This is a genomic window from Thermococcus pacificus, assembly GCF_002214485.1.
Taxonomy (GTDB): domain Archaea; phylum Methanobacteriota_B; class Thermococci; order Thermococcales; family Thermococcaceae; genus Thermococcus; species Thermococcus pacificus.
The window spans coordinates 746831-771116 of sequence record NZ_CP015102.1; the positions used below are offsets into that span (position 1 = coordinate 746831).

32 protein-coding genes, 7 tRNA genes and 1 pseudogene are annotated in these 24286 nt (G+C 54.8%); 29 read left to right on the plus strand and 11 right to left on the minus strand.

Annotated elements, in window-relative coordinates; genetic code table 11:
- Positions 1-53: 53 nt before the first annotated feature.
- The 17 genes from A3L08_RS04210 (at position 54) to A3L08_RS04290 (ending at position 6922) form a co-directional block, all read left to right on the plus strand.
- The gene (locus A3L08_RS04210) at positions 54-641 is read left to right on the plus strand and encodes a class I SAM-dependent methyltransferase (protein ID WP_088854886.1); all 588 of its coding nucleotides are present in this window, start codon (positions 54-56) and stop codon (positions 639-641) included.
- A tRNA-Ser gene (locus A3L08_RS04215) sits at positions 627-713 on the plus strand. The genes A3L08_RS04210 and A3L08_RS04215 overlap by 15 nt, the downstream gene beginning before the upstream one ends.
- 39 nt (positions 714-752) lie before the next feature.
- The gene (locus A3L08_RS04220) at positions 753-1202 is read left to right on the plus strand and encodes a 30S ribosomal protein S13 (protein WP_088853845.1); all 450 of its coding nucleotides are present in this window, start codon (positions 753-755) and stop codon (positions 1200-1202) included.
- A gap of 15 nt (positions 1203-1217) precedes the next feature.
- Positions 1218-1760, plus strand: a complete 543-nt coding sequence (locus tag A3L08_RS04225; RefSeq protein ID WP_088853846.1) for a 30S ribosomal protein S4 — start codon at positions 1218-1220, stop codon at positions 1758-1760.
- On the plus strand, positions 1757-2179 hold the full coding sequence (locus A3L08_RS04230; RefSeq protein ID WP_088853847.1) for a 30S ribosomal protein S11: 423 nt from the start codon (positions 1757-1759) through the stop codon (positions 2177-2179). Before A3L08_RS04225 ends, A3L08_RS04230 begins: the two co-directional genes overlap by 4 nt.
- A gap of 29 nt (positions 2180-2208) precedes the next feature.
- Positions 2209-3003 (plus strand): DNA-directed RNA polymerase subunit D, encoded by a 795-nt coding sequence (locus A3L08_RS04235; RefSeq protein ID WP_198362147.1) that lies wholly within the window; start codon positions 2209-2211, stop codon positions 3001-3003.
- 1 nt (position 3004) lies between these two features.
- Positions 3005-3092, plus strand: a tRNA-Leu gene (locus A3L08_RS04240).
- 62 nt (positions 3093-3154) lie between these two features.
- Positions 3155-3520, plus strand: a complete 366-nt coding sequence (locus A3L08_RS04245; protein WP_088853848.1) for a 50S ribosomal protein L18e — start codon at positions 3155-3157, stop codon at positions 3518-3520.
- A 6-nt stretch (positions 3521-3526) separates the two neighbouring features.
- Entirely contained in the window at positions 3527-3955 is a 429-nt protein-coding gene (rplM, locus tag A3L08_RS04250) for a 50S ribosomal protein L13 (RefSeq protein ID WP_088853849.1), read from the plus strand.
- 11 nt (positions 3956-3966) lie between these two features.
- Positions 3967-4374 carry a 30S ribosomal protein S9 gene (locus A3L08_RS04255; protein ID WP_055430131.1) on the plus strand — a complete coding sequence of 136 codons (408 nt, stop codon included), beginning with the start codon at positions 3967-3969 and terminating at the stop codon, positions 4372-4374.
- A 35-nt stretch (positions 4375-4409) separates the two neighbouring features.
- The gene (locus A3L08_RS04260) at positions 4410-4607 is read left to right on the plus strand and encodes a DNA-directed RNA polymerase subunit N (RefSeq protein WP_088853850.1); all 198 of its coding nucleotides are present in this window, start codon (positions 4410-4412) and stop codon (positions 4605-4607) included.
- A 17-nt stretch (positions 4608-4624) separates the two neighbouring features.
- Positions 4625-4702 (plus strand) — tRNA-Pro (locus A3L08_RS04265).
- Positions 4703-4753: 51 nt separating this feature from the next.
- Entirely contained in the window at positions 4754-4927 is a 174-nt protein-coding gene (locus A3L08_RS04270) for a DNA-directed RNA polymerase subunit K (RefSeq protein ID WP_088853851.1), read from the plus strand.
- Between the two features lie 6 nt (positions 4928-4933).
- On the plus strand, positions 4934-5959 hold the full coding sequence (locus A3L08_RS04275) for a hypothetical protein (RefSeq protein WP_088853852.1): 1026 nt from the start codon (positions 4934-4936) through the stop codon (positions 5957-5959).
- A 13-nt stretch (positions 5960-5972) separates the two neighbouring features.
- The gene (rpsB, locus tag A3L08_RS04280; protein ID WP_088853853.1) at positions 5973-6578 is read left to right on the plus strand and encodes a 30S ribosomal protein S2; all 606 of its coding nucleotides are present in this window, start codon (positions 5973-5975) and stop codon (positions 6576-6578) included.
- A gap of 39 nt (positions 6579-6617) precedes the next feature.
- Positions 6618-6705: transfer RNA gene (locus A3L08_RS04285), tRNA-Leu, on the plus strand.
- Between the two features lie 58 nt (positions 6706-6763).
- Positions 6764-6922, plus strand: coding sequence for a 50S ribosomal protein L40e (locus A3L08_RS04290; protein ID WP_088853854.1), 159 nt, complete (start codon positions 6764-6766; stop codon positions 6920-6922).
- Positions 6923-7030: 108 nt separating this feature from the next.
- Here the strand turns inward: A3L08_RS04290 and A3L08_RS04295 are convergent, their stop codons facing one another.
- Positions 7031-7360, minus strand: coding sequence for a PadR family transcriptional regulator (locus tag A3L08_RS04295; protein WP_088853855.1), 330 nt, complete (start codon positions 7358-7360; stop codon positions 7031-7033).
- Between the two features lie 109 nt (positions 7361-7469).
- Between A3L08_RS04295 and A3L08_RS04300 the strand changes: the two genes are divergently transcribed.
- Positions 7470-7769, plus strand: a complete 300-nt coding sequence (locus A3L08_RS04300; protein ID WP_088853856.1) for an FUN14 domain-containing protein — start codon at positions 7470-7472, stop codon at positions 7767-7769.
- A gap of 11 nt (positions 7770-7780) precedes the next feature.
- On the opposite strand, the gene A3L08_RS04305 is transcribed toward A3L08_RS04300, so the two are convergent.
- Complete coding sequence (locus A3L08_RS04305) at positions 7781-8542, minus strand: metallophosphoesterase family protein (protein ID WP_088853857.1); 762 nt, start codon at positions 8540-8542, stop codon at positions 7781-7783.
- 597 nt (positions 8543-9139) lie between these two features.
- Positions 9140-9217, minus strand: a tRNA-Arg gene (locus A3L08_RS04310).
- Positions 9218-9287: 70 nt separating this feature from the next.
- Here A3L08_RS04310 and A3L08_RS04315 point away from each other — a divergent pair.
- Positions 9288-9737: an Lrp/AsnC family transcriptional regulator gene (locus A3L08_RS04315; RefSeq protein ID WP_088853858.1), complete on the plus strand. Its 450-nt coding sequence runs from the start codon at positions 9288-9290 to the stop codon at positions 9735-9737.
- On the opposite strand, the gene A3L08_RS04320 is transcribed toward A3L08_RS04315, so the two are convergent.
- The 5 genes from A3L08_RS04320 to A3L08_RS04340 are packed head-to-tail and all read right to left on the minus strand — an operon-like array spanning position 9723 to position 12913.
- Positions 9723-10049 (minus strand): hypothetical protein, encoded by a 327-nt coding sequence (locus A3L08_RS04320; RefSeq protein WP_088853859.1) that lies wholly within the window; start codon positions 10047-10049, stop codon positions 9723-9725. The genes A3L08_RS04315 and A3L08_RS04320 overlap by 15 nt on opposite strands.
- 5 nt (positions 10050-10054) lie before the next feature.
- Positions 10055-10771 carry a phosphoribosyltransferase family protein gene (locus tag A3L08_RS04325; protein ID WP_088853860.1) on the minus strand — a complete coding sequence of 239 codons (717 nt, stop codon included), beginning with the start codon at positions 10769-10771 and terminating at the stop codon, positions 10055-10057.
- Positions 10772-10825: 54 nt separating this feature from the next.
- Positions 10826-11326 (minus strand): YkgJ family cysteine cluster protein, encoded by a 501-nt coding sequence (locus A3L08_RS04330; RefSeq protein ID WP_088853861.1) that lies wholly within the window; start codon positions 11324-11326, stop codon positions 10826-10828.
- Between the two features lie 4 nt (positions 11327-11330).
- Entirely contained in the window at positions 11331-11570 is a 240-nt protein-coding gene (locus A3L08_RS04335) for an Lrp/AsnC ligand binding domain-containing protein (protein ID WP_088853862.1), read from the minus strand.
- A complete protein-coding gene (locus A3L08_RS04340; protein WP_088853863.1) occupies positions 11567-12913 on the minus strand; it encodes a signal recognition particle protein Srp54 in 1347 nt (448 codons plus the stop codon). Before A3L08_RS04340 ends, A3L08_RS04335 begins: the two co-directional genes overlap by 4 nt.
- 531 nt (positions 12914-13444) lie before the next feature.
- Here A3L08_RS04340 and A3L08_RS04345 point away from each other — a divergent pair.
- From A3L08_RS04345 to A3L08_RS04360, 4 genes are all read left to right on the plus strand, one after another.
- The gene (locus A3L08_RS04345) at positions 13445-13654 is read left to right on the plus strand and encodes a hypothetical protein (protein ID WP_088853864.1); all 210 of its coding nucleotides are present in this window, start codon (positions 13445-13447) and stop codon (positions 13652-13654) included.
- A gap of 89 nt (positions 13655-13743) precedes the next feature.
- Positions 13744-15045, plus strand: a complete 1302-nt coding sequence (locus A3L08_RS04350) for a hypothetical protein (protein WP_088853865.1) — start codon at positions 13744-13746, stop codon at positions 15043-15045.
- 40 nt (positions 15046-15085) lie between these two features.
- Positions 15086-15889, plus strand: coding sequence for an S-methyl-5'-thioadenosine phosphorylase (mtnP, locus tag A3L08_RS04355; RefSeq protein WP_088853866.1), 804 nt, complete (start codon positions 15086-15088; stop codon positions 15887-15889).
- Positions 15890-15981: 92 nt separating this feature from the next.
- Complete coding sequence (locus tag A3L08_RS04360; RefSeq protein WP_232461766.1) at positions 15982-17331, plus strand: FAD-dependent oxidoreductase; 1350 nt, start codon at positions 15982-15984, stop codon at positions 17329-17331.
- Positions 17332-17517: 186 nt separating this feature from the next.
- Here the strand turns inward: A3L08_RS04360 and A3L08_RS04365 are convergent.
- Positions 17518-17595 (minus strand) — tRNA-Arg (locus tag A3L08_RS04365).
- A 106-nt stretch (positions 17596-17701) separates the two neighbouring features.
- Between A3L08_RS04365 and A3L08_RS04370 the strand changes: the two genes are divergently transcribed.
- Positions 17702-17779, plus strand: a tRNA-Gly gene (locus A3L08_RS04370).
- Positions 17780-18114: 335 nt separating this feature from the next.
- On the opposite strand, the gene udp is transcribed toward A3L08_RS04370, so the two are convergent.
- Positions 18115-18948 (minus strand): uridine phosphorylase, encoded by an 834-nt coding sequence (udp, locus tag A3L08_RS04375; protein WP_088853868.1) that lies wholly within the window; start codon positions 18946-18948, stop codon positions 18115-18117.
- A gap of 72 nt (positions 18949-19020) precedes the next feature.
- Between udp and A3L08_RS04380 the strand changes: the two genes are divergently transcribed.
- The 5 genes and pseudogenes from A3L08_RS04380 (at position 19021) to A3L08_RS04400 (ending at position 23571) form a co-directional block, all read left to right on the plus strand.
- Positions 19021-20085: a pyridoxal-phosphate dependent enzyme gene (locus tag A3L08_RS04380; protein WP_088853869.1), complete on the plus strand. Its 1065-nt coding sequence runs from the start codon at positions 19021-19023 to the stop codon at positions 20083-20085.
- 36 nt (positions 20086-20121) lie between these two features.
- Positions 20122-20997: an MEMO1 family protein gene (locus A3L08_RS04385; protein ID WP_088853870.1), complete on the plus strand. Its 876-nt coding sequence runs from the start codon at positions 20122-20124 to the stop codon at positions 20995-20997.
- A 53-nt stretch (positions 20998-21050) separates the two neighbouring features.
- Entirely contained in the window at positions 21051-22055 is a 1005-nt protein-coding gene (locus tag A3L08_RS04390; protein ID WP_088853871.1) for a mevalonate kinase, read from the plus strand.
- Positions 22052-22843 (plus strand): isopentenyl phosphate kinase, encoded by a 792-nt coding sequence (locus tag A3L08_RS04395; RefSeq protein WP_088853872.1) that lies wholly within the window; start codon positions 22052-22054, stop codon positions 22841-22843. The genes A3L08_RS04390 and A3L08_RS04395 overlap by 4 nt, the downstream gene beginning before the upstream one ends.
- Positions 22844-22847: 4 nt before the next feature.
- A pseudogene (locus A3L08_RS04400) lies at positions 22848-23571 on the plus strand (molybdopterin-binding protein).
- Between the two features lie 32 nt (positions 23572-23603).
- Here the strand turns inward: A3L08_RS04400 and A3L08_RS04405 are convergent.
- Positions 23604-24284 (minus strand): hypothetical protein, encoded by a 681-nt coding sequence (locus A3L08_RS04405; RefSeq protein WP_198362136.1) that lies wholly within the window; start codon positions 24282-24284, stop codon positions 23604-23606.
- Between the last annotated feature and the right edge of the window lie 2 nt (positions 24285-24286).

Here is a 24286-nt window from a genome sequence, read left to right on the forward strand (position 1 = left end):
TCTCAGACATTGTGCAAGCAAAGGTTGATAAACCCCTCTCCATATCCCCGACCATGAGCCACTACTACTCCGAAGAGCCAAACACGCCGTTGAAGACCAAGACGATAGAGGTCTGCATCAGAGGTCACTGCTTCAAGTTCATCACGGCAAGTGGTGTATTCTCCTTCGGGAAGCTAGACAGAGGAACCGAGCTGCTGATAGAAAGCATGGTGCTGGACGAGAAGTGGCGCGCCCTGGATCTGGGCTGTGGCTACGGTGCCATTGGCATCGTCGCGTCCCGGTTTGTGGACTACGTGGTCATGACCGACGTTAACAGGAGGGCTCTGAACCTGGCGAGGAAAAATTTAAAAATCAACAGTGTTAGGAACGCTGAAGTTCGCTGGGGCAGTCTCTACGAGCCCGTTAAGGGAGAAAAGTTCGACACTATCATCACAAACCCTCCCGTCCACGCTGGTAAGGACATCCTGAGGGAAATAGTTATAAACGCTCCCCAGCATCTCAACGATGGAGGCCTCCTGCAGCTCGTTATCAAGACAAAGCAGGGGGCAAAGTATATTAAGGCTCTAATGGATGACCACTTCACTGAAGTGAGAGAGCTGGCTAAGGGGTCTGGCTATCGCGTATATGCCGGGATCGCCTAGCCTGGGATGGCGCGGGCCTTGAGAGCCCGTGTCCGCTTGGACACCGGGGTTCAAATCCCCGTCCCGGCGCCAAAATCCTCTACGAAGGATTGAGATGGAGGTGTATTAGTAATGACGGACAACTTCAGACACATCGTCCGTGTAGCGGGAGTTGATTTGGACGGAAATAAGCAGCTGAGATGGGCCCTCACGGGCATCAGGGGTATAGGCATAAACTTCGCGACTATGGTGCTCAGGGTGGCAGGGATAGACCCGTTCATGAAGGCGGGCTACCTCACTGACGAGCAGGTCAAGGAGATTGAGAAGATACTCGAAGACCCGGTTGCCCATGGAATCCCGGCTTGGGCAGTCAACAGGCCGAAGGACTACGAGACCGGTAAGGACATGCACCTTGTCACCGCCAAGCTTGCCATGGCCTGGCGTGAGGACGTTAACAGGCTCCGCAGGATCAAGTCCTACCGCGGCATAAGACTTGAGCGCGGTCTGCCCGTCCGCGGCCAGAGGACGAGGTCGAACTTCAGGCACGGCACCACCCTTGGTGTTAGCAGGAAGAAGAAGTGAAGTGAGGTGGTGTAAATGGGAGACCCAAAGAGGCAGAGGAAGAGGTATGAGACTCCCTCTCACCCTTGGATTAAGGAGAGACTCGACCGTGAGAGAGTCCTCATGAAGAAGTACGCCCTTAAGAACAAGAAGGAGCTCTGGCGCCACGAGACCCAGCTCAAGGAGTTCAGGAGAAGGGCGAGGCGCCTTCTCGCGGCTCGTGGAAAGCAGGCCGAGATTGAGAAGGTTCAGCTCCTCCAGAGGCTTAACAGGCTTGGCCTTCTCCCGGCCGATGCGGTGCTCGATGACGTTCTCTCACTTACCGTTGAGGACGTTCTCGACAGGCGCCTTCAGACGGTGGTCTTCAAGAAGGGCCTCGCCAGGACCATTGGACAGGCCAGGCAGCTCATAGTCCACGGTCACATAGAAGTAAACGGCCAGGTCATCCGCTCTCCGGGTTACCTCGTCCTCAAGGAGGAGGAAGACACTATCACCTACGCGAAGAACTCTCCCTTCGCCAAGGAGAGCCACCCCGAGAGGATGGTTATTGAACAGGCTAAGCAGGGTGGTGAGGCATGAGCGAGGAGCAGACCCAGCAGGTTAACATAAAGAAGAAGGAGAAGTGGGGAGTTGCGCACATCTACTCCTCATACAACAACACCATCATCCACATCACCGACCTCACCGGAGCCGAGACGGTCAGCAGGTGGAGCGGTGGTATGGTCGTCAAGGCCGACAGGGACGAGCCCTCCCCGTACGCGGCTATGATCGCGGCAAGAAGGGCCGCCGAAGAGGCCATGGAGAAGGGCTTTGTCGGCGTCCACATCAAGGTCCGCGCTCCGGGAGGAAGCAAGAGCAAGAGCCCCGGTCCGGGTGCCCAGGCGGCCATCCGTGCCCTCGCCAGGGCAGGCCTCAGGATCGGGAGGGTTGAGGACGTCACCCCGATTCCGCACGACGGCACCAGGCCGAAGGGCGGAAGAAGGGGTAGGCGCGTCTGATCCCACAACTTCTTTTTTTGGTGATGCCAATGAGCAAGGTTGTGAAGCCGGAGTTTGAGGTTCTTGAAAAGCGGGAGGACTCGATGAAGTTCATCCTCCGTGGAGTTGACGTTGCCTTTGCAAACGCCCTCAGGAGGACTATTCTTGCAGAGGTTCCCACCTTCGCCGTGGATGAGGTCGAGTTCTTTGAAAACGACTCTGCCCTGTTCGATGAGATAATCGCCCACAGGCTCGCTATGATACCCCTCACCACGCCTCACGAGAGGTTTTCTCTCGACTCCCTCGAGCTGGACGATTACACCGTTACGTTGTCCCTCGAAGCAGAGGGGCCGGGAATGGTTTACTCCGGCGACCTGAAAAGCGACGATGAAGGTGTAAAGCCCGCCAACCCAGACATTCCGATAGTCAAGCTCGCCGAGGGGCAAAAGCTTACCCTCAACGCCTACGCCAAGCTCGGCCGCGGAAAGGATCACGCCAAGTGGCAGCCGGGCTTCGTGTACTACAAGTACCTCACGAGGATACACGTGGACAAGGAGGTTCCGGACTGGAAGGAACTCAAGGCCCTCGCCGAGAGGCGCGGTCTGCCGGTTGAAGAGACCGACGGGGAACTGGTCATAACCACCACCAAGGCCTTCTACCTGCCGAGGAAGTTCGACGAGTACGTAGGTGATAAGATACGCGAGGAGATAGTCCCTGGTTCGTTCGTCTTTACCGTCGAGACAAACGGAGAACTCCCCGTTGAGGAAATCGTGACCATAGCCCTCAAAATCCTCATGAGGAAGAGCGATAGATTTATAAACGAGCTCCATAAATTAGCCGACTGACGCGGGGGTAGCCGAGCCTGGCCAAAGGCGCGGGATTCAGGGTCCCGTCCCGTAGGGGTTCCGGGGTTCAAATCCCCGCCCCCGCACCAGTATTTACGCTCACCCCGTTAAACTGTCGGTTTCCCTGCGAGAGCTTTGAGGAGGTATGTTCATGGTTAAGAGAACCGGACCAACTGACGTAAACTTGAGGAGGCTCATCCGCTACCTCAGAAAGAAGTCGAACGAGGAAGGCGTTAGGATATGGAAGGATATCGCCTGGCGCCTTGAGAGGCCCAGGAGGCAGAGGGCTGAAGTGAACGTCAGCAGGATCAACCGCTACACCAAGGAGGGCGACATCGTCATCGTCCCGGGAAGCGTCCTTGGCGCTGGAAAGCTCGAGCACAAGGTCACCGTTGCCGCCTGGAAGTTCAGCGAGACGGCCAAGAAGAAGATAGTCGAGGCCGGTGGAGAGGTCCTCACCATTGAGGAGCTCATCGAGAGGAACCCGAAGGGTAGTGGAGTAATCATAATGGAGTGATGGGCCATGAGGATAATTAACGCTGAAGGACTCATACTCGGAAGGCTCGCCTCGAAGGTCGCCAAGATGCTCCTCGAGGGCGAGGAAGTCGTCATAGTCAACGCAGAAAAGGCCATCATCACAGGAAACCGCGAGGACATATTCGCCAAGTACAAGCAGAGGACGGAACTTAGAACCAGAACCAACCCGAGGAGGGGTCCGTTCTACCCGAAGAGGAGCGATGAGATAGTGAGGAGAACCGTCAGGGGAATGCTCCCGTGGAAGACCGACCGCGGAAGGAAGGCCTTCAAGAGGCTCAAGGTCTACGCCGGCGTTCCGAAGGAGTTCGAGGGCAGGGAGCTTGAGACCATAATCGAGGCCCACATGTCGAGGCTCGCAACCCCGAAGTACGTCACCGTTGGAGAGGTTGCCAAGTTCCTCGGTGGAAAGTTCTGAGGTGAGAGAAAATGAAGGTCATCCAGACTGCTGGTAAGAGAAAGACGGCCATCGCGAGGGCCACCATCAGGGAAGGAAAGGGCCGCGTTAGGATCAACCACAAGCCCGTTGAGATAATTGAGCCAGAGATAGCACGCTTCACTATCATGGAGCCGCTCGTCCTTGCCGGTGAGGAGATAGTGAGCAAGGTCGACATCGACGTTAAGGTTGAAGGCGGCGGCTTCATGGGACAGGCCGAGGCAGCCCGTGTCGCCATAGCCAGGGCCCTCGTTGAGTGGACCAACGACATGAACCTGAAGGAAAAGTTTATGAAGTACGACAGGACCATGCTTGTCGGGGACAGCAGGAGAACCGAGCCACACAAGCCCAACCGCTCAACGAAGGGTCCGAGGGCCAAGAGGCAGAAGTCCTACCGCTGATGCCTTTCCTTTAATATTCGGAGAAGGTGATACGGGTGATAGTTCCCGTAAGGTGCTTCACGTGTGGCAAAGTCATAGGGGACAAATACTACGAGTTTAAGGAGCGGGTCGAGAAGGGTGAGGACCCCGAGAAGGTGCTCGACGACCTCGGCGTTGAAAGGTACTGCTGCAGGAGGACGCTCCTCAGCCACGTCGAGCTGATCGACCAGGTAATGGTCTACAAAGTGTACTGAAAAACCGCATTTCTCGGGGGGCCGTGGGGTAGCTTGGTCTATCCTCCCGGCTTGGGGTGCCGGAGACCCGGGTTCAAATCCCGGCGGCCCCACCAAAATTTGCACTGGAATGGGTTGAGCTAGAGTGGAAGGCAGGGGTGGTAGTCGTGTTTAGATATACCCGCTTTGAGAAGGCCCGCATCATAGGGGCCAGGGCACTTCAGATAGCGATGGGTGCGCCCATCCTCATCGACGTCCCGGAAGGAATCACGCCACTCGAGGCCGCGTTGCTCGAGTTTGAGAAGGGAATAATACCGCTCACCGTAATAAGGCCGAGCTGATGCGAGATGACCGTGATAGAGAACGTTATCGGCAGGGTTGCAGTGCTCAGGGGTGGCAGGTACTCCGTTGAGGTAGATGTCATCACAAGCTCTGGCTTTGGCCGCTTTGCCGCCCCTATAGATGAGAACCCGAGCCTTTACATAGCTGAGGCGCACAGGGCTGTGAGTGAGGTCGACGAAATAATTGGCCCGGAGCTCATAGGCTTCGACGCGAGCGAGCAGGAGTTAATAGACAGCTATCTCTGGGAGATAGACGGCACCGAGGATTTCAGCCACATAGGCGCGAACACTGCCTTAGCTGTCTCAGTGGCCGTTGCCAAAGCAGCAGCGAGCGTCAAAAAGACCCCCCTCTACAGCTACCTCGGCGGCACTTTCACCACTGAGCTGCCCGTCCCAATACTCGAGGTGGCCAGCGGGGAGACATTTGACTACTACGTCACCGTCAGGGACCTCATGGAGATAACCGACGTCATCGACGCGCTCAACAAGCTACTTGAGCACGCGGAGGGGAACTCGGTGGGGGCCTTTTCAAAGGCCACTGAAAAGGCCACCGATGAGCTGGGCCTCGACGTTGCCCTCGGTCTCGTCCAGAAGAAGCCCCTCGGGACGGAGGAAGTGCTCTCCATCGTGGAGGATAACAACGTTGCATACATAAAGCCCATTGGCGACGAGGAACTCTTCCTCGAGCTCATCGCCGGAACCCACGAGGTGTTCGTTGATGGCGAATACCTCTTCCGTGAGAAGGACATACTCGATAGGCGCTACTACAACGCGCTTTCCATAAAACCCATAAACCTCGGCACGCTCACCGACTTATACAACCTCGTGAACGACGCGAAGTCGGAGAGGATAACCCCTATCCTCGCGGAGGCTCGCTACGAGTCCTCCGATGAGGCACTGGCTCACATAGCTGTGGGCCTGCGTTGCCCGGCGATGGTTTTCCGGAGGGATTCCATCGCCAAGCTGAACGAGCTGATAAGAATCGCCGAAGATTTGGGTGAAAGGGGTAGGATAATAACCTTTGAAGGATGAGGAGGTGTGAAGAATGGAGGAATACCTTGTTCCACTCGACCAGTACCTTGCCGCCGGTGTCCACATCGGCACCCAGCAGAAGACCCAGGACATGAAGAAGTTCATCTACAGGGTCAGGCAGGACGGCCTCTACGTCCTCGACGTGAGGAAGACCGACGAGAGGCTTAGGGTTGCCGGCAGGTTCCTGGCCAAGTTCGACCCCGAGAGCATCCTCGCCGTGAGCGTTAGGCTCTACGGTCAGAAACCGGTCAAGAAGTTCGGCGAGGTTACCGGGGCCAAGGCCATTCCGGGCCGTTTCCTCCCCGGGACAATGACCAACCCAAAGGTCAAGAAGTTCATGGAGCCGGACGTTCTCATCGTCACCGACCCGAGGGCTGACCACCAGGCTATGAAGGAGGCCATTGAGATCGGCATTCCGATAGTTGCCCTCGTTGACACGGAGAACTTCCTCAGCTACGTTGACCTTGCCATACCGACCAACAACAAGGGCAGAAAAGCTCTCGCGCTCATATACTGGATCCTCGCCAGGGAGATCCTCTACAACAGGAAAGAGATCGAGAGCAGGGAGGACTTTAAGGTCCCGGTCGAGGACTTTGAGATGAGGATCATTAGGACCTGAGGGGAAGGTTTTTAATCCCTCCCCTTTAGTTTAGCTCGCGCGGGGGTGCCCGAGCCTGGCCAAAGGGGGCGGACTTAAGATCCGCTGCCGCAGGGCTGCGCGGGTTCGAATCCCGTCCCCCGCACCAAAGCTTTAAAAATCGAGTCGTGTAGGTGAAGATGGTTTAAGATCATGAGGTGATCACTATGGCGAGATTCCCCGAAGCTGAGGCAAGGATCTTTAGGAAATACATCTGCATGCGCTGCGGTGCCACCAATCCGTGGAAGGCCGAGAAGTGCAGGAAGTGCGGTTACAAGGGCCTCCGCCCGAAGGCCAGGGAGCCGCGCGGTGGAATGGGACGCTGAAGTCCCCCATATTCTATTTCTGGCTTTTCCATTCTGCGTTTCTACATTTCTGGGATTTTTATAGGATTGAAAGGAGAGTTTAAAATTCTCTGGAAGTCCAGCCAGCATTCACTCTCCTTTAAGTTTGGAGAGCATATCCTCAAGAAAAGCGATACCGTCCTCGAGGAGTTTTTCCCCCTCGGGAGTGAGCCTGTAGTACTTCCTGGACGGCTTTCCGGTCTGGCTCTCCTGCCATTCAGCAGTTACGTAGCCTTCCTTCTCAAGCTTGTAGAGGACGACGTATGAGCTGACAGTCGCTGGCTCGAAGTTGAAGGCCTCCTTTATTCTTTCCTTCAGTTCGTACGCGTACATGGGCCTCTCCTTCAACAGTCTCAGTATGTAGAGCCACAGAACTTCCTTGGTTATCTTGTTCCTGAGCCTCTCCATTGGAGTCGTCATGCTCTCACCTACTTTTATGGTCTGTAAATATTTTGGTTCCATTTAATTTAAACGTTTTGGCGGTAACGTTTTTATCCCATGAGGCTTTTGCTATACTCTGGGTGGTAGAATGGAGTTCGACGTAAACGCCATGATGGGCGACATGGGTGTAGGGGCTGTGGTCGGCTTCTTAACCGGCTACGCCATCAAGAAGGTTATGAAGCTGGCGCTGGCCCTAATAGGCGCCTACGTGGTCAGCCTCCTCTGGCTCGAGCAGAAAGGAGTTTTGATAATAGACAAGGACCGGCTCTTCAACCTCGTGGGCGAGTGGAGCCATGAAGTCCTGACCGCGGGAGAGAAGGTCATGGCCCTCCTCCCAGGCACGGCGGCCTTTCTGGGCGGCTTTGCCCTCGGCTTCCACAGGGGGTAAAATGGAGGACGTTAAACCCTGCCGTGGTATAGAACCCTCACGAGCTCCTCCGGAAGGCCCTCCCTCTTTATCCTCTCCTCTATGAGCCTCTTCTCCTCCTCATAGTCCACTTCTATGAACTTCGTGTGGAGGGTATTAACATCCACCAGTGCGAAAGTCGCCCTGTGGGCCTTTCCGGGCGGATAGCCAACGCTTCCGGGGCAGACCACCCTTCCGTACCGAGTCATCACGTTGACTGGGTACCTGGGCGATGCTACGAAGAGTATCTCGTAGTCCTTCACCGGCCTCATTATGGCGTCGTAATACGCCGTTGGCTGCTCGGGGAGCACCTTGCCGTAGAACGGATCGAGCGGGCTTCCGTATACCCCAAATATGTCGTTCTTTCCAATCTTGTCAACGAGGTAAACCGGCAGGTCCCTTATGAACTCCCTGCCCTCATGGCCGAGGGCCTCCCACGTGTACTTCAGGGCAGCCTTAATGTAGTCAGGATACTCAATCCGATCTATGTAGTCCGGACCCTCGGCGTGGGGATCGCTCTCAGCTATGACCTGGTCGAACTCGCCCCGGATGACCTTGACCCTGTTGTTCCTTATGAGGTCGTCGAGCGTGTCTAGGACTTCCCTTGGGTACGGGAAGAGGCCGACGACGTTTCCGAGGATGTAGTACTTCTCAATCTCATACCCCTCCTCCTTGAGCCCCTCTATCCTCTCGAGGGCCTTCGCCAGTGCCGGCAGGTTCCCGTTGATGTTGGCCAGAACTGCGACGTACGTCATCCGCATCACCCCTCAACTTTTTCTTACTATACTTAACTAAAAAGATGGGAGTATTTAAGGCTTTCGTTGGGGATCAACGCTTCCTGCTCTTCTTTCCCCTCTCCTCCAGTCTCATGGCGGCGAGGTAGAGCAGAACCGCGTCCTCCGTCATGTCATCACCTCCGTTTTGTTTTTGTTTGAATCTCAATAGGTTGCCTTTGGATGGTATATTTTAACTAAGGGTGCAATGATAACCGTGCACTGGCTGAGTGTGATTTTGGGTGGGGTGTTTATCGGCGCTTGGGGTTTTATGATCCTAGAGGTGACATGCGGGCTTTGATAAAACTTCACGAGTTAGCTTTGGGAAAATTGACCAAGAGGTTCCTTTCTTCATAATTGACGGATGGGCATCAGCGTGCATGTCTCAAATTCCTGCTTGAATAAGGGTTTACTTCTCGAGCCACTCAAGCAGTTTGAGTTTATTCTGGCGCCCTAAGGGCGCCTTTATGAGAGCAAACACCTGAGAGATGCAATTAATGGGTAAGCCCCTTAAAACTGAGGATTCTAAAAGGACATGTGAACATTGACCAAACTTCGTGAAGGCAAATTTTGGGAGAATGGCGGACCGGCGGGGATTTGAACCCCGGACCTGCGGCTTAGGAGGCCGCCGCCCTGTCCTAGCTAGGCTACCGGTCCACTGCCCGCTATTTCATCCCGGGGAAGGGTATTTAAAGTTTACGGTTTTCACTCTTTAGGGGGTGAGGAAGTGGACGAGCTAGACCTTAAGATACTTTCACTGCTCCAGGAAAATGCCCGCCTTTCCTACCGCGAGATAGCGAGGGAACTGAGGGTGGCCGTCGGAACAGTCTACAACAGAATCAAGAGGATGGAGGAAGAGGGCGTAATTAGGGGGTTTGCTCCCGTCCTCGACTACGAGAAGCTCGGCTTTGGCCTCACTGCCGTCATCGGTGTGAAGGCCCAGGGACGCAGAATCGTCGAGATAGAGCGCGAGATAGCCAGAAACGACAGGGTGATGCTGGTCTATGACATAACCGGGGAGTTCGACATAGTGGTCGTCGCGAAGTTCAGAGACAGGGCGGACATGAACCGGTTCGTGAAGTGGCTCCTCTCGCTGGAGGGGGTGGAGAAGACCAACACGAGTGTGGCCATGCAGGTTGTAAAAGAGGACATGAGGCTCAGGCTAACGGAGGACTAGAACTTCGTCGAGGAATCGCTTTGCGAAGTCGTCAAAGCTCTCGACGGGGAGGACTACGTCCTTTCCGTTGACCTTTCCCTCAAAAATCAGGCTCCTAGCCGTTATCTCCCGTATCTTCTTGAAGTCAGGGTTCTCTGTTACAGTGCTCTCAAGGACCTCTGTGAACTCTGCCTCGTCTGCGTGCCTCACGACTCCCTCAATGACGACCTCTTTTCCGCACTCCTCCTCACTGCAGCGGAATTTGAAGGGGAGGCCGGGCTCGACCTCCACCGGGATCGTCAAGCCGTCGGCGTTGTAGATGAAGACCTTCATTCCAATCACTCCAGTTTTATTAGGCTCTCCACCGGGATGCTATACTCCTCTTTGAGGTGGTCGATCACGTCGCCGACGCTTATGAGGAAGAACATCCCGACGGGCTTTGCTCCCGCCTGCCTGCACATCTCCAGCAAAGCCCTCTGCGTTTCCCCGCTCCTTATGACGTCGTCCACTATGAGGACGTTCTCTCCCTTCCTGAGGGCCCACTGCGGCAGGTAGAGTGTTGTAACGCTTCCCGAGGCGCTGGGGACGTAGCTGACCTCGTAGAACTTCTCAACGCCCACTTCCTTCTTTTTCTTGGCGTAGACGACATCGACGTTGAGCTCCCTCGCCACGTGGACGCCGAAGGCTATGCCGTCCGTTGCGGCCGTTAGAACCTTGTCCACGTTCATGTCCATGTACCTTCCGGCCACGTCTTCGGCTATAAGGCTCATCAGCGCGGTGTCGCTGAGGACGGGCATGTTGTCAAAGAAGCCGTACTCGTCGAACTTTATCCTCTTCCGGACTTCCTCTTCTATGTTTATGTAGGGCAGGAGCAGGTTGAGGAGCTCCTTCGTCCTCTCTGCACTTGGAAGAACCTTCCCCCTCACGTACCTGTTGAGCACCGTTATTGGGAGCCCCGTTATCTTGGAGAGCTCCTCGTAGGTGTAGGTCTTCTTGAGCAGCCTGAGCACCCTGACCAGTCTCAGCTTTTCCTGCACGGACTTAAGCTGACTCACGCTCTCACCTCCAGTGCCCAGTGATTAACAAAAAAATGTATAAATATGTTTCGGTCACTCGGTGGCCTTTACAATCTTCCCGCGGTATTCCCCTATAACGTCGCCATAATCGCGGAGCAGGAACTCCCCCGTAACGGGCTCTCCGTCGGGGTGGTTTAGACCGGGGCAGAATGGATCCATTTTAACGTATACTTCCATCTTCTTCCCCGACTTCACGAACACGAAAGGATAGAGCCTGCAGGCGAGGGGTCTATGGGGGTAGATTTTGCACCTCTTTGTCTCCGGATCGAGGAAGACGCAGGCCCCGTCGAAGGGGCGCTTTTTGAGGGCGTAGCTCAGAAACTTGTCGCCCCTGTAGAACATCTTATCGTAGTCAACGAACTCCCAGGCGTTATAGCCCAGCCCCTCGATTTCAGTTATGTCCTCGTCCCGAACCGGGATCTCAAGCTCGTGGCAGCACCTTCCGCAGTTCTCAAGGCACTTAAATTTAAAGGTGGGATCGTACTCGACCTCCAAGGTCTCGAGGTCGATGGTGGCGACCCACCTCCTCTCCAACCCCTCACCCCCTGTAGGAGCTGGCTATCAGCGTCTCCGTCATCTCGATGTTCTTGAGCTTCCTCAGAACCTCATCGTGGAACCTGTCGAGGGCCTCAACGTTCTCCACCTCAACGCGGAGGATCAGGTCGTACTCCCCGTAGACCCTGTAAATTTCCTTGATCCTCTCGTGTCCGCTGAGGGCGTTGTAAACCTCCTCCTCATGGCCGGGCTTAACGACAACCAGCACGAACACCTCCATCATATCCCCAGCCCCCCGAAGTTGAACTTCTTGGCCATCTTGGCCAGCTTCCTCTTGTCCATGCTCTTGAACATCTTCTTCATCTGGTTGTACTGGTTCAAAAGCTCTCTGACTTCAGCCGTGCTCGTGCCGGAACCACGCGCTATTCTCTTTATCCTCGAGTAGTTGATTATTTCGGGGTTCTCAAGCTCCTCATCGGTCATTGAGTCCATTATTACGCGGTATTTTCTCAGCTTCTCCTCGCCGACCTTAACCATGTCGTCTGGAAGTGAGTAGCCAAGTCCAGGTATCATCTGGAGTATCTGCTTGAGCGGTCCCATGTTCTGCATGGCCTCAAGCTGAGCATACATGTCTTTGAGGTTGAACTTGCCCTTGAGGAACTTCTCCATGTCCTCTTCCTTGAACTCCTGCTGCTTCTGGAGCTCTTCAAGTTTCTCGAGGAGGCCCTCTATGTCGCCCATTCCGAGCAGTCTGGAGACGAAGCGCTTGGGGTCGAAGGCCTCTAAGTCATCAATCCTCTCGCCCACACCGATGAACTTTATCGGGGCGCCGGTTGCCGCCACTGCCGAAAGCGCACCGCCGCCCTTTGCGCTTCCGTCGAGCTTCGTGACGATTATAGAGCCTATCGGAGTGGCCTCCTTGAACGCTAATGCCTGGTTATAGGCCTGCTGGCCGATGGTTCCGTCTATGACGAGGATAACCTCATGGGGCTTTATGGCCTCGCTTATCTGCCTCATCTCCTCGATGAGACCGGACTCCTCCTTATGCCTTCCCGCGGAGTCGACTATGATGACGTCGACTCCCTTCTCCTTAAAGTACTCCACTCCCTCGCGGGCCAGCTTCACCGCGTCCTTCTCCTCGGGATCACCGAAGACCTCTATTCCAAGGGGCTCCACGAGCTGCTTGAGCTGGAAGTACGCACCGGGCCTCCAGGTGTCGGAGCAGACGAGACCGACCTTGTAGCCCCTCTTCTGGAGGTGTCTGGCGAGCTTCGCCACGCTCGTAGTCTTACCGGAACCCTGTATGCCGACGGTGAGCAGGATGGTTGGTTTCTCCTTTATCTCCAGGGGTTTTGCTTCCTTTCCTAGGAACTTTGTGAGTTCCTCATAGACTATCTGGATTATATGCTCCTTCTTGGAGGCCCCCGCCGGGGGCTCCTCCTCAAGGGCCCTCTTCTCTATGGTCTTCGTCAGCTGGAGGACCATCCTTACGTTAACATCCGCCTGAATGAGTGCCCTCTGTATGTCTCGCACTACCTCTTTGATAGTCGCCTCGTCCACCGTCCTTGAGCGGGCGAGCTTCTTGAGGGCGCTGTTGAGTGCCTTTCCAAGCTTTTCTAGGGCCATTTTCTCCCACCGTAGGGAAGATGTCTTCAAAGTTTATAAACGGTTGGGTGGTGGAGCCCCATTCAGATGTATTCTTTTGAAGGAAAAAGGGTGTCTAGGGGCCATTTATTTGGACAATTATGTTCATTCAGCATCAATCTCGAACTTCTCTGCTTTTTCAAGGGAATAAGGGATTTATAGAGACACGTATGAAATTTTGAGGGCTGAAAACCCTTATAAGCCGAAAATAACATTAGAAATGAATGGAGAGATGAAAAGGAGGTGAGAGAGATGATGTGGATGCCAGCGGTCTATGGATACATGATCACCAAGGAGATGGAGAGGAAAAAGAAGAGGTCGATTCCTGAGGAGCTGGAGTACGTTGAGATGCTGATGTAGTGAGGCCTCACCTTTTTTATTTCCCCAGGGTGAGGATGTGGCTGCTGTGCTACGTCCCAGACTTTAAATCGACAAACGCCGATATTATTTTTAACGAATGTCTATTAGAAAGTCTTTTATACTTTAAGATAGTATGTAATACTGGTGACACCCATGACAACGGTGATTAGGAAAGATGCGGAGAGGTTTTTGAAGGAGCTTAGAACCCATTACGGCGATGTCTGGAAGATGCCGCGCAGCAACTACCTGTCAAAGCCTGATTTCATTGTTATAGATCCAAAAAGCGGTAAAAAGACCAAGGTCAGCTTCGTCTCCCTAGACGACGGCGAGGTCGTTGGAGTAGTATACGACGAGCTTGGATGAGCTTTCGTTTTTGACTAATTCTATTCGTATGTTTTAGTTAATGGAAAACAATTAAATACTTCCACGTTGTAAACCCTCTGGTGGAAATAATGCCCACTGAAGTTTACCGCGAGGCCCTTCGACTGGCCGAGGACATACGTGACAAATACCTCAGAGCGGTCACTTACGCTAAAATTGGCTACTACATGCACCGGGCCAAGCATCCCGAGTACAAGACCGCCTTTAAGTACGCCTTCAACGTCGTCTCCTCCATGGAGAACCCATTTCTGGCCGCCAAGGCCCTCATAGAGATCGGCACCTACCTCTGGAAGACCGGCTCCAAGACCGCCAGAAAGGTCTTCGGTCAGGTTCACGATGCCGTCGTCGATTTTCCTCAGCCAATACGCGACGACCTCCTCGAGGAACTCGTGGTCAGGCTGCTTGAGCTTGGAATAATCGACGACGCACTCTTCTACGTCGGCGACATCGAGGACAACATAAAGCGCAACGACCTCCTCCTGAAGATCCTCAGGGTGTACCTCAAGCACGGCAACATGCGCAGGGCCTACCTAATCATAAACCAGATAGATGATGAGCCATGGCGCTCCATAGCTGTCGTCGAGACCGTCAAGGTGCACCTCAAGCGAGAGGAGTTCGGAAGCGCGATACGCATACTCACCGAGCTCAAGAGCGAATACTGGCTCGGGGAGGCCATGAAGGAGGTCGCCATGTGCCTCAAGACAGCCGACGTTCCAAAGGCCACCTACCAGAAGTTCGTCGACATAGCCCTCTCGCTCTCGGGCGAGACGGGCTCTGACGTCCTCAACTCCCTCCTAATAGGGATGGGCAGTCAGGGAGAGCTCGAGTTCGTGATGGGAATCCTCGAAAAGCTCCCCCCCGAGCAGAGGACTTCCGTACTGGAAGGCATCGTCAGCGCCTCGATCGACAGGGAGGAGGTCCTCAGCAGGCTCCTCAACCTGCTCAGGGGCGATGAGTTCGAGCGCATCGCGGGCTTTGTCATGGACAGGCTTCTCTCCCGGCCGGTGAGCGAGAGTTACTCCGACCTCGTGAAGACCATAGGGGGGAGAACCCGCGAAGATGCCGTCCTCGTCAAGGTCGCCACGTACCTCGCTAAACTGGGGGACTTCGATGCCGCGTTGGAGTTCGCCTCAAGGGTCAGGGGTCACTACCTCCGCTCCCTCGCCTTCGGAAGCATAGCCGTCTCCAAGCTCAAGGGTGGCGACATAGACGGGGCCATCGATGCGGCCCTTGAGGTGAAGGACCCGAAGTGGGGCTCCTGGCTCCTCAGCGAGATACTCACCAAGATCCTCGAACTCCAGGCTGAGGGAGAGGTAAGCGAGGATATCGAGGCGAAGGCCGAATCCCAGCGTGCCATCTGGGAGAAGGGCTAACGTTTTAAGCCTCAGGTCTTTTCTTCTTCTAGGTGATACCATGCCAAGGATAGCGATTATTGGAGGTTCCGGCGTATACGACCCCAAGCTGCTCGAAAACGTCAGGGAGGAGTTCGTGAGCACTCCCTACGGAAAGGTCCGGGTGAAGGTAGGGGAGTACGACGGTGAGGAGATAGCTTTTCTGGCCAGGCACGGCGAGGGCCACAGCGTTCCGCCGCACAAGATAAACTACCGCGCCAACATCTGGGCGCTCCACGAGCTCGGCGTCGAGAGGATTCTCTCAACTTCAGCCGTCGGCTCACTCAACGAGGCCATGAAGCCAGGCGATTTTGTGATACTCGACCAGCTGATGGACTTCACCAAAACCAGGCACTACACCTTTTACGACGGCGACGAGAGCCCGCACGACAGGAAGTTTGTTGCCCACGTCGACTTCACAGACCCCTACTGCCCGGAGCTGAGGAAAGCCCTCATCACGGCGGCGAAGGAGCTGGGCTTCAGCTACCATCCGACGGGGACCTACGCCTGCATGGAGGGGCCACGCTTCGAGACGAGAGCGGAGATAAGGGCACTTAAGATACTCGGTGCCGACGTCGTCGGGATGACCCAGTGCCCCGAGGCTGCTCTAGCGAGGGAGCTTGAAATGTGCTACGCCAGCGTTGCCATCGTCACGAACTTCGCGGCTGGAATAAGCACCCAGAAGCTCACCCATACCGAGGTCGTCGAGCTGATGGCCCAGAAGAGCGAGGAGATAAAGTACCTCCTCATGAAGTCCATAAAGTACATACCGAGGGAAAGGCACTGCGGCTGCAAGGACGCCCTGAAGGGCGCGACAGGTGAGTGATGTTCTTTTTTCTTCATCTCTCTCCCAAAAGGTGCTTACGTTGAGAACTTAAGGTTAAAGAAAGCGTTTAATAATCAGAAACCCCGTTCTTTATGGTGATCGAAGTGAAGTACGACGTCGTGGTTATTGGAGCCTCCGCGGGAGGATTGACGGCGGCAATTTCAGCCAAGAAGTTCTACCCGGACAAGACCGTCCTGGTCATCAGAAAGGAAGAAGTTGGGATGATACCCTGCGGGATCCCGTACATCTTTGGAACCCTGAAGAGCGTTGACGACGACGTTCTGCCTGTTGAAAGATTCCTGAAACCCCTCGGTGTTGACCTGCTGACCGATGAAGTCGTTGAAATCGACCCCAAAAGGAAAGTCCTCAAAACTAGGTCGGGAAGGGAAGTTGCCTGGGAGAAACTCGTCATCGCAACGGGTTCGAGGCCGGCAAAGCCGAACTTTCCAGGCGTTGAGCTTGAGGGAATATACACCATTTCCAAGGACTACGAATACCTCAAAAGGCTTAGGGAGAAAATTGAGGAAGCGGAAAGGATTGTCATTGTCGGCGGTGGCTTCATAGCCCTTGAAGTTGGCGACGAGATAAGAAAGCTCGGCAAGGAAGTCACGCTTGTTGTCAGAAGCAGGCTTTTGAGGAGCTCCTTTGATCCGGAGTTCAGCGAGATGATTGAGGAAAGACTGAAGGAAGTCGGGGTTAATATCATCCACGGCCAGGTTGAAGCGTTTGAGGGAAGCGGAAAGGTCGAGAAAATTAGGCTCCTCGACGGAAAGGAGGTTCCCGCGGATTTGGTAATCCTCTCGACAGGTTACAAGCCAAACGTTGAACTAGCTATTAAGGCAGGGCTTAAGGTCACCCGCTACGGCATCTGGACCGATGAGTACATGCGGACTTCTCATCCGGACATCTTTGCCGTCGGTGACTGCGTTGAGCACAGGGATTTCTTCACAGGGAAACCCTACGGACTTATGCTCGCCTCGACGGCGACCTTCGAGGCCAGAATCGCTGGTGCAAACCTCTTCAAGCTCCAGATAGTGAGAGAGAACAGGAGGACGATAGGCGTTTACTCCACCCACGTTGCCGGTTTGACCCTGGCGGCGGCGGGCCTCACGGAAGAAGCCGCCAAGAAGGAGGGCTTTGAGGTTATAGTTGGCTACGGAAAGGGCCCCGACAGGCACCCAGCAAAGTTCCCGGACACCTCCATGGTAACCGTGAAGCTCATATTCTCCCGCGACAGGGGCGCTATCCTCGGCGCCCAGATAGCGGGCGGAAAGAGCGTCGGCGAGATGATAAACATCCTCGCGCTGGCCATACAGAAGAGGCTGACCGCGAGTGAGCTCTACACCCTCCAGATAGCGACCCACCCGCTCCTCACGGCTTCCCCAGTTGGATACCAGATACTCCAGGCGGCAGAGGACGCGCTGGCGAAGCTGAGGGCTTGAATCTCTGGGGACACTCTTTTACTTTTTGTGTGGTTTGCTTTTGCTCTGCCTCTCTCGAACGCCTTTAGGCGGGCAAACACTATGAAACTGCAATTTCGTTAGCAAACCCCCTTGAAGGTATGGTATTCCCAAAAAGCAGAAGCTCAATTTTTTCCCATCGCTTTGCGCAGGTGAAGTTTGTTAGAATGGCGCCCCGGCGGGGATTTGAACCCCGGACCTCAAGGTCCGCAGCCTTGCGCCCTATCCAGACTAGGCCACCGGGGCATCTGCCAGCTAACCATTCTCGGGAACGCTTTATAAATTTAACCGTTTCAGCGCACCGAAAGATTTATAAAGCGTCCGAAGGTGACTATGTAACGGGCCGCGGAGTGCGGTGGTAGTCTAGCCTGGTCTAGGACAGCGGCCTGCCACGCCGCTGGCCCGGGTTCAAATCCCGGCCACCGCACCACAATTTTAACAAACTTCGCCTTCGCGAAGTTTGATCAAGGTTCGTGGTTCTTATTAGGGGTGCCAAAATACAGCAGGATTCCTTTTACGAGCTGTTTTGGGGCTTGAATTCCCTCAGCTGACCCTTTCAAAGAGTTACTCCTCTTGACGCTCTTCGAGCGTCGGTTAAAATTTGAACTCTTTCCAAAATGCCTTGTGAATTGAATTCAAAGCTTAATCTGGAGTTCCTTAGCTCTGAATCTCATTAAAGACCAAACTCTCGCAAGAACCACGAATTTTTAGTGAAGCTTTTTTTAGACGTTTCCTTAGCAGAACGTTGGAAATAAAAATAAAACATCAACCTCTCAGTCCCGGGAACCAGACCTTCTTGCCCTTCCGCTCCTTCTCCTCGTCCCACTCGGCAAGTATCTTAACCGCCTCGCTGGCGACGAGGGCGGCTTCCTTCTCTCCTGCTTTACCGAACTCGTTGGTAACACGGTTGGCGAAGACGGCGCAAACACAGCCAGCCCTCAGGCCGTAGATGCTCGCCAGCGTGTAAAGGGTAGCGGCCTCCATCTCGAAGTTCGTGACGTTGGCCTGCCTGAGGTCGTCGAGGATGTTCCTGGCAAAGCTCGGGAAGTAGCCGTTCAGGCCGGGCCTGCCCTGGCCGAGGTAGAAGCTGTCAGTCGAGGCGGTTATGCCTAGGTGGTACCTGACGCCCAGGCTCTCGGCCGCTTCAATCAGGGCCATCGTGACCTCCAAATCGGCGACGGCTGGGTACTCAACTCTAACGTACTGCTTTGAAGTTCCTTCAAGCCTCACCGCTGCCTTCGCAATGATTAAGTCCCCTATCTCCATTCCTGGCTGTATCGCACCGGTCGAGCCAACGCGGATGAAAGTGTCCGCCCCTATCGCGGCGAGCTCTTCAACCGCTATGGCTGTAGATGGCCCTCCTATTCCCGTTGAGGTCACGCTTATCGGGACGCCTTTGTACTTCCCGGTGTGCGTCCTGTACTCGCGGTGAAAGGCTATCTCTTTGGCCTCATCCCAGAGTGAACTTATTTTTGGGACCCTCTCAGGATCGCCGGGCAGGAGGACGTACCTGGCAACGTCGCCGGGCTTGCAGGCTATGTGGTACTGGTAGCCTTCCTCCGTTTGAGGCCTCTCAGCCGAAACGAACTTTTCACCCATGGTAACCACCTTTTTATGCTCTCGTGCACTATAGTCAGTGTTGGAACTAAAAAAGCCTTTGGAGCTGAAAGCATGCTCAGGTGTACGCGGTGCGGTAAGGCATATCCCGAGACGTTCAGGCTGAGGTGCGACTGCGGTGAGACACTACTCGTTGAGAGAGAAGGCTATGACTTCTTCGGGAGCCTCCTGCCCTACCTAGACATCAGGCGGTACCTCAATTTCCTTCCCATTGGGGGCAACTACCTCCCTCCCGCGATACCTGCTATAACGCCGACTACTTCAGTTCAGGCAGGACCGGTCTTTGCCCTCTTCAAGCTGGAATATCTCCAGCCCAGCGGCTCCTTCAAGGACAGGGGAACGTTCGTTACCGTTGCCAAGCTCATGGAGGAAGACATAAACGAGGTTGTCCTCGACAGTTCAGGAAACGCGGCATTAAGCCTTGCCCTCTACTCCCTTCCAGCGGGAATAAAGGCCCACCTCTTCGTCTCGTATGACACCATGCCAGAAAAGCTCTCCCTCCTTCAGAGCCTCGGTGCGGTTATCCACTTCGTTGAGGGAGACAGAATGGCGGTTCACGAGAAAGCCGAGGAGTTCGCTGAGAGAGAGGGCCTAACCTACGTCTCCCACTGGCTTAACCCGTACTTCCTCGAGGGAACCAAGACGGCCGCCTTCGAAGTTTACGAGCAGGTTGGGGTTCCAGACTACGTTTTGGTACCAACCGGTTCTGGGACTCTGTTCCTCGGCCTCTGGAAGGGCTTTAAGGAGCTTGAGAAGATGGGCGAGATAGCGAGGCTTCCGGTCTTCGTTGCGGTTCAAGCGGCTGGCTACGAGAGCCTCTGCGAGCGCTCTAAACTGCCGAACCCGCTGGCGGATGGCATAGCTATTCCACAGCCACCCAGGCTGAAGGAGATGGAACGTGTCTTGGACGAGACTGGCGGCCTCTGCGTGAGCGTTGACGAGCATGAAACCAGGGAGGCACTGAGCTGGCTGAAAAGGGCCGGCTTCCTCGTTGAACCCACCTCGGCAGTTGTCCTCGCGGCAATGTGGAAGCTGATTGAGAGGGGGGAGATTTCAGACGGTTCGAGGGTCCTGCTTCCCCTTACTGGTTCAGGTCTTAAACTAATCGAAGGTATTTAAAGTCTTGAGTGGATATTCAGCTGGAGGTGAGTGGAGATGATTAGGTATCCGGCCGTCGCTGGAAGCTTCTATCCCGCTGACGAAGAACTAGTCGAGATGCTGGAGAGGTTCTTCAGGGATCTCGGGGAGGAGGGTAGCGAGAGAAAAATCACGGCTGGCGTTGCACCGCACGCTGGCTACGTCTTCTCCGGCTACACAGCGAGCAGAACCTACAAGGCAATCTTTGAGGACGGCCTGCCTGAAACCTTCGTAATCCTCGGGCCAAATCACACGGGCCTCGGCTCACTGATAGCGGTTTACCCTGAAGGTGAGTGGCTGACTCCGCTGGGAACCATAGAAGTCGATTCCGAGATGGCCAAGGCGATAGCAAAGCTATCCGGGATAGCGGATTTAGATGAGCTTGCCCACAAGTACGAGCACTCGATCGAGGTACAGGTGCCATTCATCCAGTATATCGTCGAGAAAGCAGGAAAGGATGTCAAACTCGTTCCGATAGCCCTTGGAATTCAGGATGAGGAGGTTTCGAGGGCACTTGGACGGGCCATATTCGAAGCCAGCAGGGAACTGGGACGGGACGTGGTCGTTATCGCGAGCACTGACTTCACCCACTACGGCTCCGTTTACGGCTACGTGCCATTTAAGGCCAGGGCTGACGAGCTTCCCCACAGGATAAAGGAGTGGGACTTTCAGGTAATAAGGCGCATCCTTGACTTCGACGTCGATGGGATGTTCAATGAGATCAGAAAGCTTGACCACACGATGTGCGGGCCCGGTGGCGTCGGAACCGCGATAGTCTACTCTCGCCTAGCCGGAGCGGTTGAAGCTGAGTTGCTCCATTACACGACCAGCTTCGAGGTGAGCAGGAGCACCGATGCAGTAGTTGGATACGCGAGCATCGTGATGAGGAAGTGACTACCAAAAGCCACATAAACTTTCTTTTTCTTTTTGTTTGTGGAGGGTCAAAGATGAGAGTCTTAGCTTCAGCTCCCGCTAAAATTATCCTCTTCGGTGAGCACAGCGTGGTTTACGGAAAGCCAGCAATAGCGGCCGCCATAAACCTTCGAACCTACGTCAGGGCCGAGTTCAACGACTCTGGAAGGATAAAAATAGAGGCCCACGACATAAAGACCCCCGGTTTGATAGTTTCCTTCTCCGAGAACGAGATATACTTCGAGAGCGACTACGGAAAGGCCGCCGAGGTTCTCAGTTACGTCAGACAGGCGATAGAGCTTGTCCGGGAAGAGGCCGACGTTAATGGTAGGGGAATCACGGTCTCGATTACCTCTCAGATTCCGGTTGGAGCTGGACTTGGAAGCTCGGCCGCCGTTGCCGTTGCCACAATCGGGGCGGTCTCAAAGCTCCTCGGTCTTGAACTCACCAACGAGGAGATAGGAAAGCTCGGCCACCGCGTTGAGCTCCTGGTCCAGGGTGCCTCAAGCGGAATAGACCCGACGGTTTCTGCCATAGGGGGAATAATTCACTACGAGAAAGGTAAATTCGAGCACCTTCCCTTCATGGAACTGCCGATAGTCGTTGGCTACACTGGCTCAAGCGGCTCAACCAAAGAGCTGGTGGCAATGGTGAGGAGGACCTACGAGGAGATGCCTGAGATAGTCGAGCCAATCCTAGCTTCGATGGGTAAAGTCGTGGAGAAGGCAAGGGAGACCCTGTTGTCGGAGCTTGAAGAGGGGCAGAAGCTCGCCCGCCTCGGCAGGCTGATGAACATCAACCACGGCCTTTTAGATGCCCTGGGCGTCTCAACGAAGAAGCTGAGCGAGCTGGTCTACGCCGCGAGAACCGCCGGCGCTTTGGGGGCGAAGATAACTGGAGCAGGAGGAGGCGGTTGCATGTACGCCCTGGCCCCGGAGAGGCAGAGCGAGGTGGCAACGGCGATAACGATAGCCGGTGGGACGCCGATGATAACCGAGATAAGCCGCGAAGGGCTTCGCATTGAGGAGGTTCTGCCATGATAATCGTCAAGATCGGCGGGAGCGTCTTCAGTGACAAGAAGGGGAAGCCGGAGAACTTCGATGTGGAGACAGTCAGAGAGATTGCGAGGGAAATAGCGAACTTTTATCCCAGAGAGGACTTTATCGTAGTTCACGGCGGGGGCAGCTTCGGGCACCCGGAGGCGAAAAAGTACGGCATAAGGGATGGCCTGCCCGAGGACTGGGAGTCAGCAAGCCTCAAAAGGATCGGCTTCACCCTGACCCACCAGGCGATGCTGAGGGCCAACGCGAAGTTCATAGAGGCCTTCGTTGCAGAGAACCTGCCCGCATTCTCGGTATCTACCTCTTCGGTCTTCATAACCGAGAACGGGGAAGTGGCCTACGGCGACGTTGAGGTCATTGAAAGACTGCTGGAGCTGAAGTTCATCCCGGTTCTCTTCGGTGACGTTTCCATCGACCTGGCGAAGGGAATAGACATCCTCTCGGGCGACCAGATAATAACATACCTCACCAAGATGCTTGAGCCGAAGAAGGTGATCTTCCTCATGGATGTCGACGGGATCTATGACGGAAAGCCCGGCGAGGGGGAGCTGGTCCAGAACCTCTCAAAGGAGGAAATCGACGCCCTGCTCGATAGGCTCCACTGCACTGCCGCCGGAACCGACGTCACCGGTGGAATCTGCAACAAGCTCCGTGAGGCAAAAAAGATAGCCGAGCACTCCGAGGTCTGGTTCGTGAACGGGAAAGTTCCAGGAAGACTGAGCGGGGCGATAAGGGGGGACGGCTTCGGGACGAGGCTGAGGGGGTGAGAGCTTGCTGGCTGAGGTGATGACGGTAGGTGATGAACTTCTCACGGGAAACACCGTTGACAGCAACTCCGCCTTCATAGCGAAGAAGCTGACCGAGAGGGGCTACTGGGGAGAAGGATCACCACCGTCGGGGACCGACTTTGGGGAGATAAAAAAGGCAATCAACGAGTCCCTTGAGAGAAGGCCTGACGTTCTCGTTATATCCAGCGGGTTGGGCCCGACCCACGACGACGTTACCATGTTAGCTGTCGCCGAAGCTTTGGGAAGGAAACTCGTCCTCTGCGAGGAGTGTTTGGAAAAAATTAGGGCCTTCTACGAGCGCCTTTACAGGGAAGGCTACATAGACGACCCGGCTTTGAACGAGGGAAGGATGAAGATGACCTACCTCCCTGAGGGAGCCGAACCACTTGAGAACAGCGAGGGGCACCTCCTGGTCATTATATCGAGTACTATGGCGTAAGATCTTCGTCCTCCCCGGAATGCCGCGGGAGATGAAGGTCATGCTCGAGGGGGAAGTCCTCCCGAGGCTTGGCGAGAGAAAGTTCGTCCAGCTCAAGTTCCTCGCTGAGATAACCGACGAGAGCAAGCTCGTACCCGTATTAAAAGAGACCCTGGAGCGCTTCAATGTTGGAGTCCACCCCTCGCCGAAGGGCTTCGGGAAGTACATAGGCGCGATAATCTTCGCCGAGTTACTGGAGCCTGCACACAGCTGGCCTCCTCCGTCCTGAAGGGCAAGGCTTGAAAAAGAAAAAGATCAAGCTTAATAAGGCTCTTTCTCAGGCGTGAAAATAAGCCCGCCCTTGGTGACCATATAGCTCCAGGACTTGAGGTTGTACTCGAGGAACGGGCTTCTGACGACGGTCAAAACCCTCTTTAAACTTTCACCTTCAACCTTAACGCTAAGTCTGAAGACGCTCAACGAGAAGCTGTTTACGAGCTCCACGATGTTCTCCGGAAACAGCTTGACGTTGAAGGCCATCAGTATTCCGTTGTTGCCGCCCAGGGATAGGGTTTTCGTTATTGCAGGAATCATGACAGGAAGATCCCGGGTACGCCTGACACCGTAGATGTCGAGGCCCAAAACGATGTACAGAACATTGCTCATCCCACTAAAGGCTGCCCTAATGCGGCCCCCTATTATCTCGGGATCGCTGGTCCTCAAAATTAGATCCGGGTTCATGCTCTCCTCTACGAGGGGGTTTATGGAAACTAAGACAACGTTTTTGAGAGTGGCGTCCACATCAGGGTAAACCGCCCGTAGGTACTTAACTACTGAATAGTAGGCATCGTTGAAGGAAATAACGACGACCTTCTCATAGTCGGGCTGGAGCATTTTGATCAGGTGGTAGATTATCACCTCGACGTCGCTCCCAATCTCGTGGCTTATTAAGGTGGGGCTCAGCTGTCTGGTGGACATCGCCATTATCTCCAGGGGGTCCATGA

Bases quoted from the DNA above. Each gene is read 5' to 3' on its own strand.
- A3L08_RS04210 (WP_088854886.1), top strand. From the start codon at position 54: ATGAGCCACTACTACTCCGAAGAGCCAAACACGCCGTTGAAGACCAAG.
- A3L08_RS04220 (WP_088853845.1), top strand. From the start codon at position 753: ATGACGGACAACTTCAGACACATCGTCCGTGTAGCGGGAGTTGATTTG.
- A3L08_RS04225 (WP_088853846.1), top strand. From the start codon at position 1,218: ATGGGAGACCCAAAGAGGCAGAGGAAGAGGTATGAGACTCCCTCTCAC.
- A3L08_RS04230 (WP_088853847.1), top strand. From the start codon at position 1,757: ATGAGCGAGGAGCAGACCCAGCAGGTTAACATAAAGAAGAAGGAGAAG.
- A3L08_RS04235 (WP_198362147.1), top strand. From the start codon at position 2,209: ATGAGCAAGGTTGTGAAGCCGGAGTTTGAGGTTCTTGAAAAGCGGGAG.
- A3L08_RS04245 (WP_088853848.1), top strand. From the start codon at position 3,155: ATGGTTAAGAGAACCGGACCAACTGACGTAAACTTGAGGAGGCTCATC.
- rplM (WP_088853849.1), top strand. From the start codon at position 3,527: ATGAGGATAATTAACGCTGAAGGACTCATACTCGGAAGGCTCGCCTCG.
- A3L08_RS04255 (WP_055430131.1), top strand. From the start codon at position 3,967: ATGAAGGTCATCCAGACTGCTGGTAAGAGAAAGACGGCCATCGCGAGG.
- A3L08_RS04275 (WP_088853852.1), top strand. From the start codon at position 4,934: ATGACCGTGATAGAGAACGTTATCGGCAGGGTTGCAGTGCTCAGGGGT.
- rpsB (WP_088853853.1), top strand. From the start codon at position 5,973: ATGGAGGAATACCTTGTTCCACTCGACCAGTACCTTGCCGCCGGTGTC.
- A3L08_RS04290 (WP_088853854.1), top strand. From the start codon at position 6,764: ATGGCGAGATTCCCCGAAGCTGAGGCAAGGATCTTTAGGAAATACATC.
- A3L08_RS04295 (WP_088853855.1), bottom strand. From the start codon at position 7,360: ATGACGACTCCAATGGAGAGGCTCAGGAACAAGATAACCAAGGAAGTT.
- A3L08_RS04300 (WP_088853856.1), top strand. From the start codon at position 7,470: ATGGAGTTCGACGTAAACGCCATGATGGGCGACATGGGTGTAGGGGCT.
- A3L08_RS04305 (WP_088853857.1), bottom strand. From the start codon at position 8,542: ATGACGTACGTCGCAGTTCTGGCCAACATCAACGGGAACCTGCCGGCA.
- A3L08_RS04320 (WP_088853859.1), bottom strand. From the start codon at position 10,049: ATGAAGGTCTTCATCTACAACGCCGACGGCTTGACGATCCCGGTGGAG.
- A3L08_RS04335 (WP_088853862.1), bottom strand. From the start codon at position 11,570: ATGATGGAGGTGTTCGTGCTGGTTGTCGTTAAGCCCGGCCATGAGGAG.
- A3L08_RS04340 (WP_088853863.1), bottom strand. From the start codon at position 12,913: ATGGCCCTAGAAAAGCTTGGAAAGGCACTCAACAGCGCCCTCAAGAAG.
- A3L08_RS04345 (WP_088853864.1), top strand. From the start codon at position 13,445: ATGACAACGGTGATTAGGAAAGATGCGGAGAGGTTTTTGAAGGAGCTT.
- A3L08_RS04350 (WP_088853865.1), top strand. From the start codon at position 13,744: ATGCCCACTGAAGTTTACCGCGAGGCCCTTCGACTGGCCGAGGACATA.
- mtnP (WP_088853866.1), top strand. From the start codon at position 15,086: ATGCCAAGGATAGCGATTATTGGAGGTTCCGGCGTATACGACCCCAAG.
- A3L08_RS04360 (WP_232461766.1), top strand. From the start codon at position 15,982: ATGGTGATCGAAGTGAAGTACGACGTCGTGGTTATTGGAGCCTCCGCG.
- udp (WP_088853868.1), bottom strand. From the start codon at position 18,948: ATGGGTGAAAAGTTCGTTTCGGCTGAGAGGCCTCAAACGGAGGAAGGC.
- A3L08_RS04380 (WP_088853869.1), top strand. From the start codon at position 19,021: ATGCTCAGGTGTACGCGGTGCGGTAAGGCATATCCCGAGACGTTCAGG.
- A3L08_RS04385 (WP_088853870.1), top strand. From the start codon at position 20,122: ATGATTAGGTATCCGGCCGTCGCTGGAAGCTTCTATCCCGCTGACGAA.
- A3L08_RS04390 (WP_088853871.1), top strand. From the start codon at position 21,051: ATGAGAGTCTTAGCTTCAGCTCCCGCTAAAATTATCCTCTTCGGTGAG.
- A3L08_RS04395 (WP_088853872.1), top strand. From the start codon at position 22,052: ATGATAATCGTCAAGATCGGCGGGAGCGTCTTCAGTGACAAGAAGGGG.
- A3L08_RS04405 (WP_198362136.1), bottom strand. From the start codon at position 24,284: ATGGACCCCCTGGAGATAATGGCGATGTCCACCAGACAGCTGAGCCCC.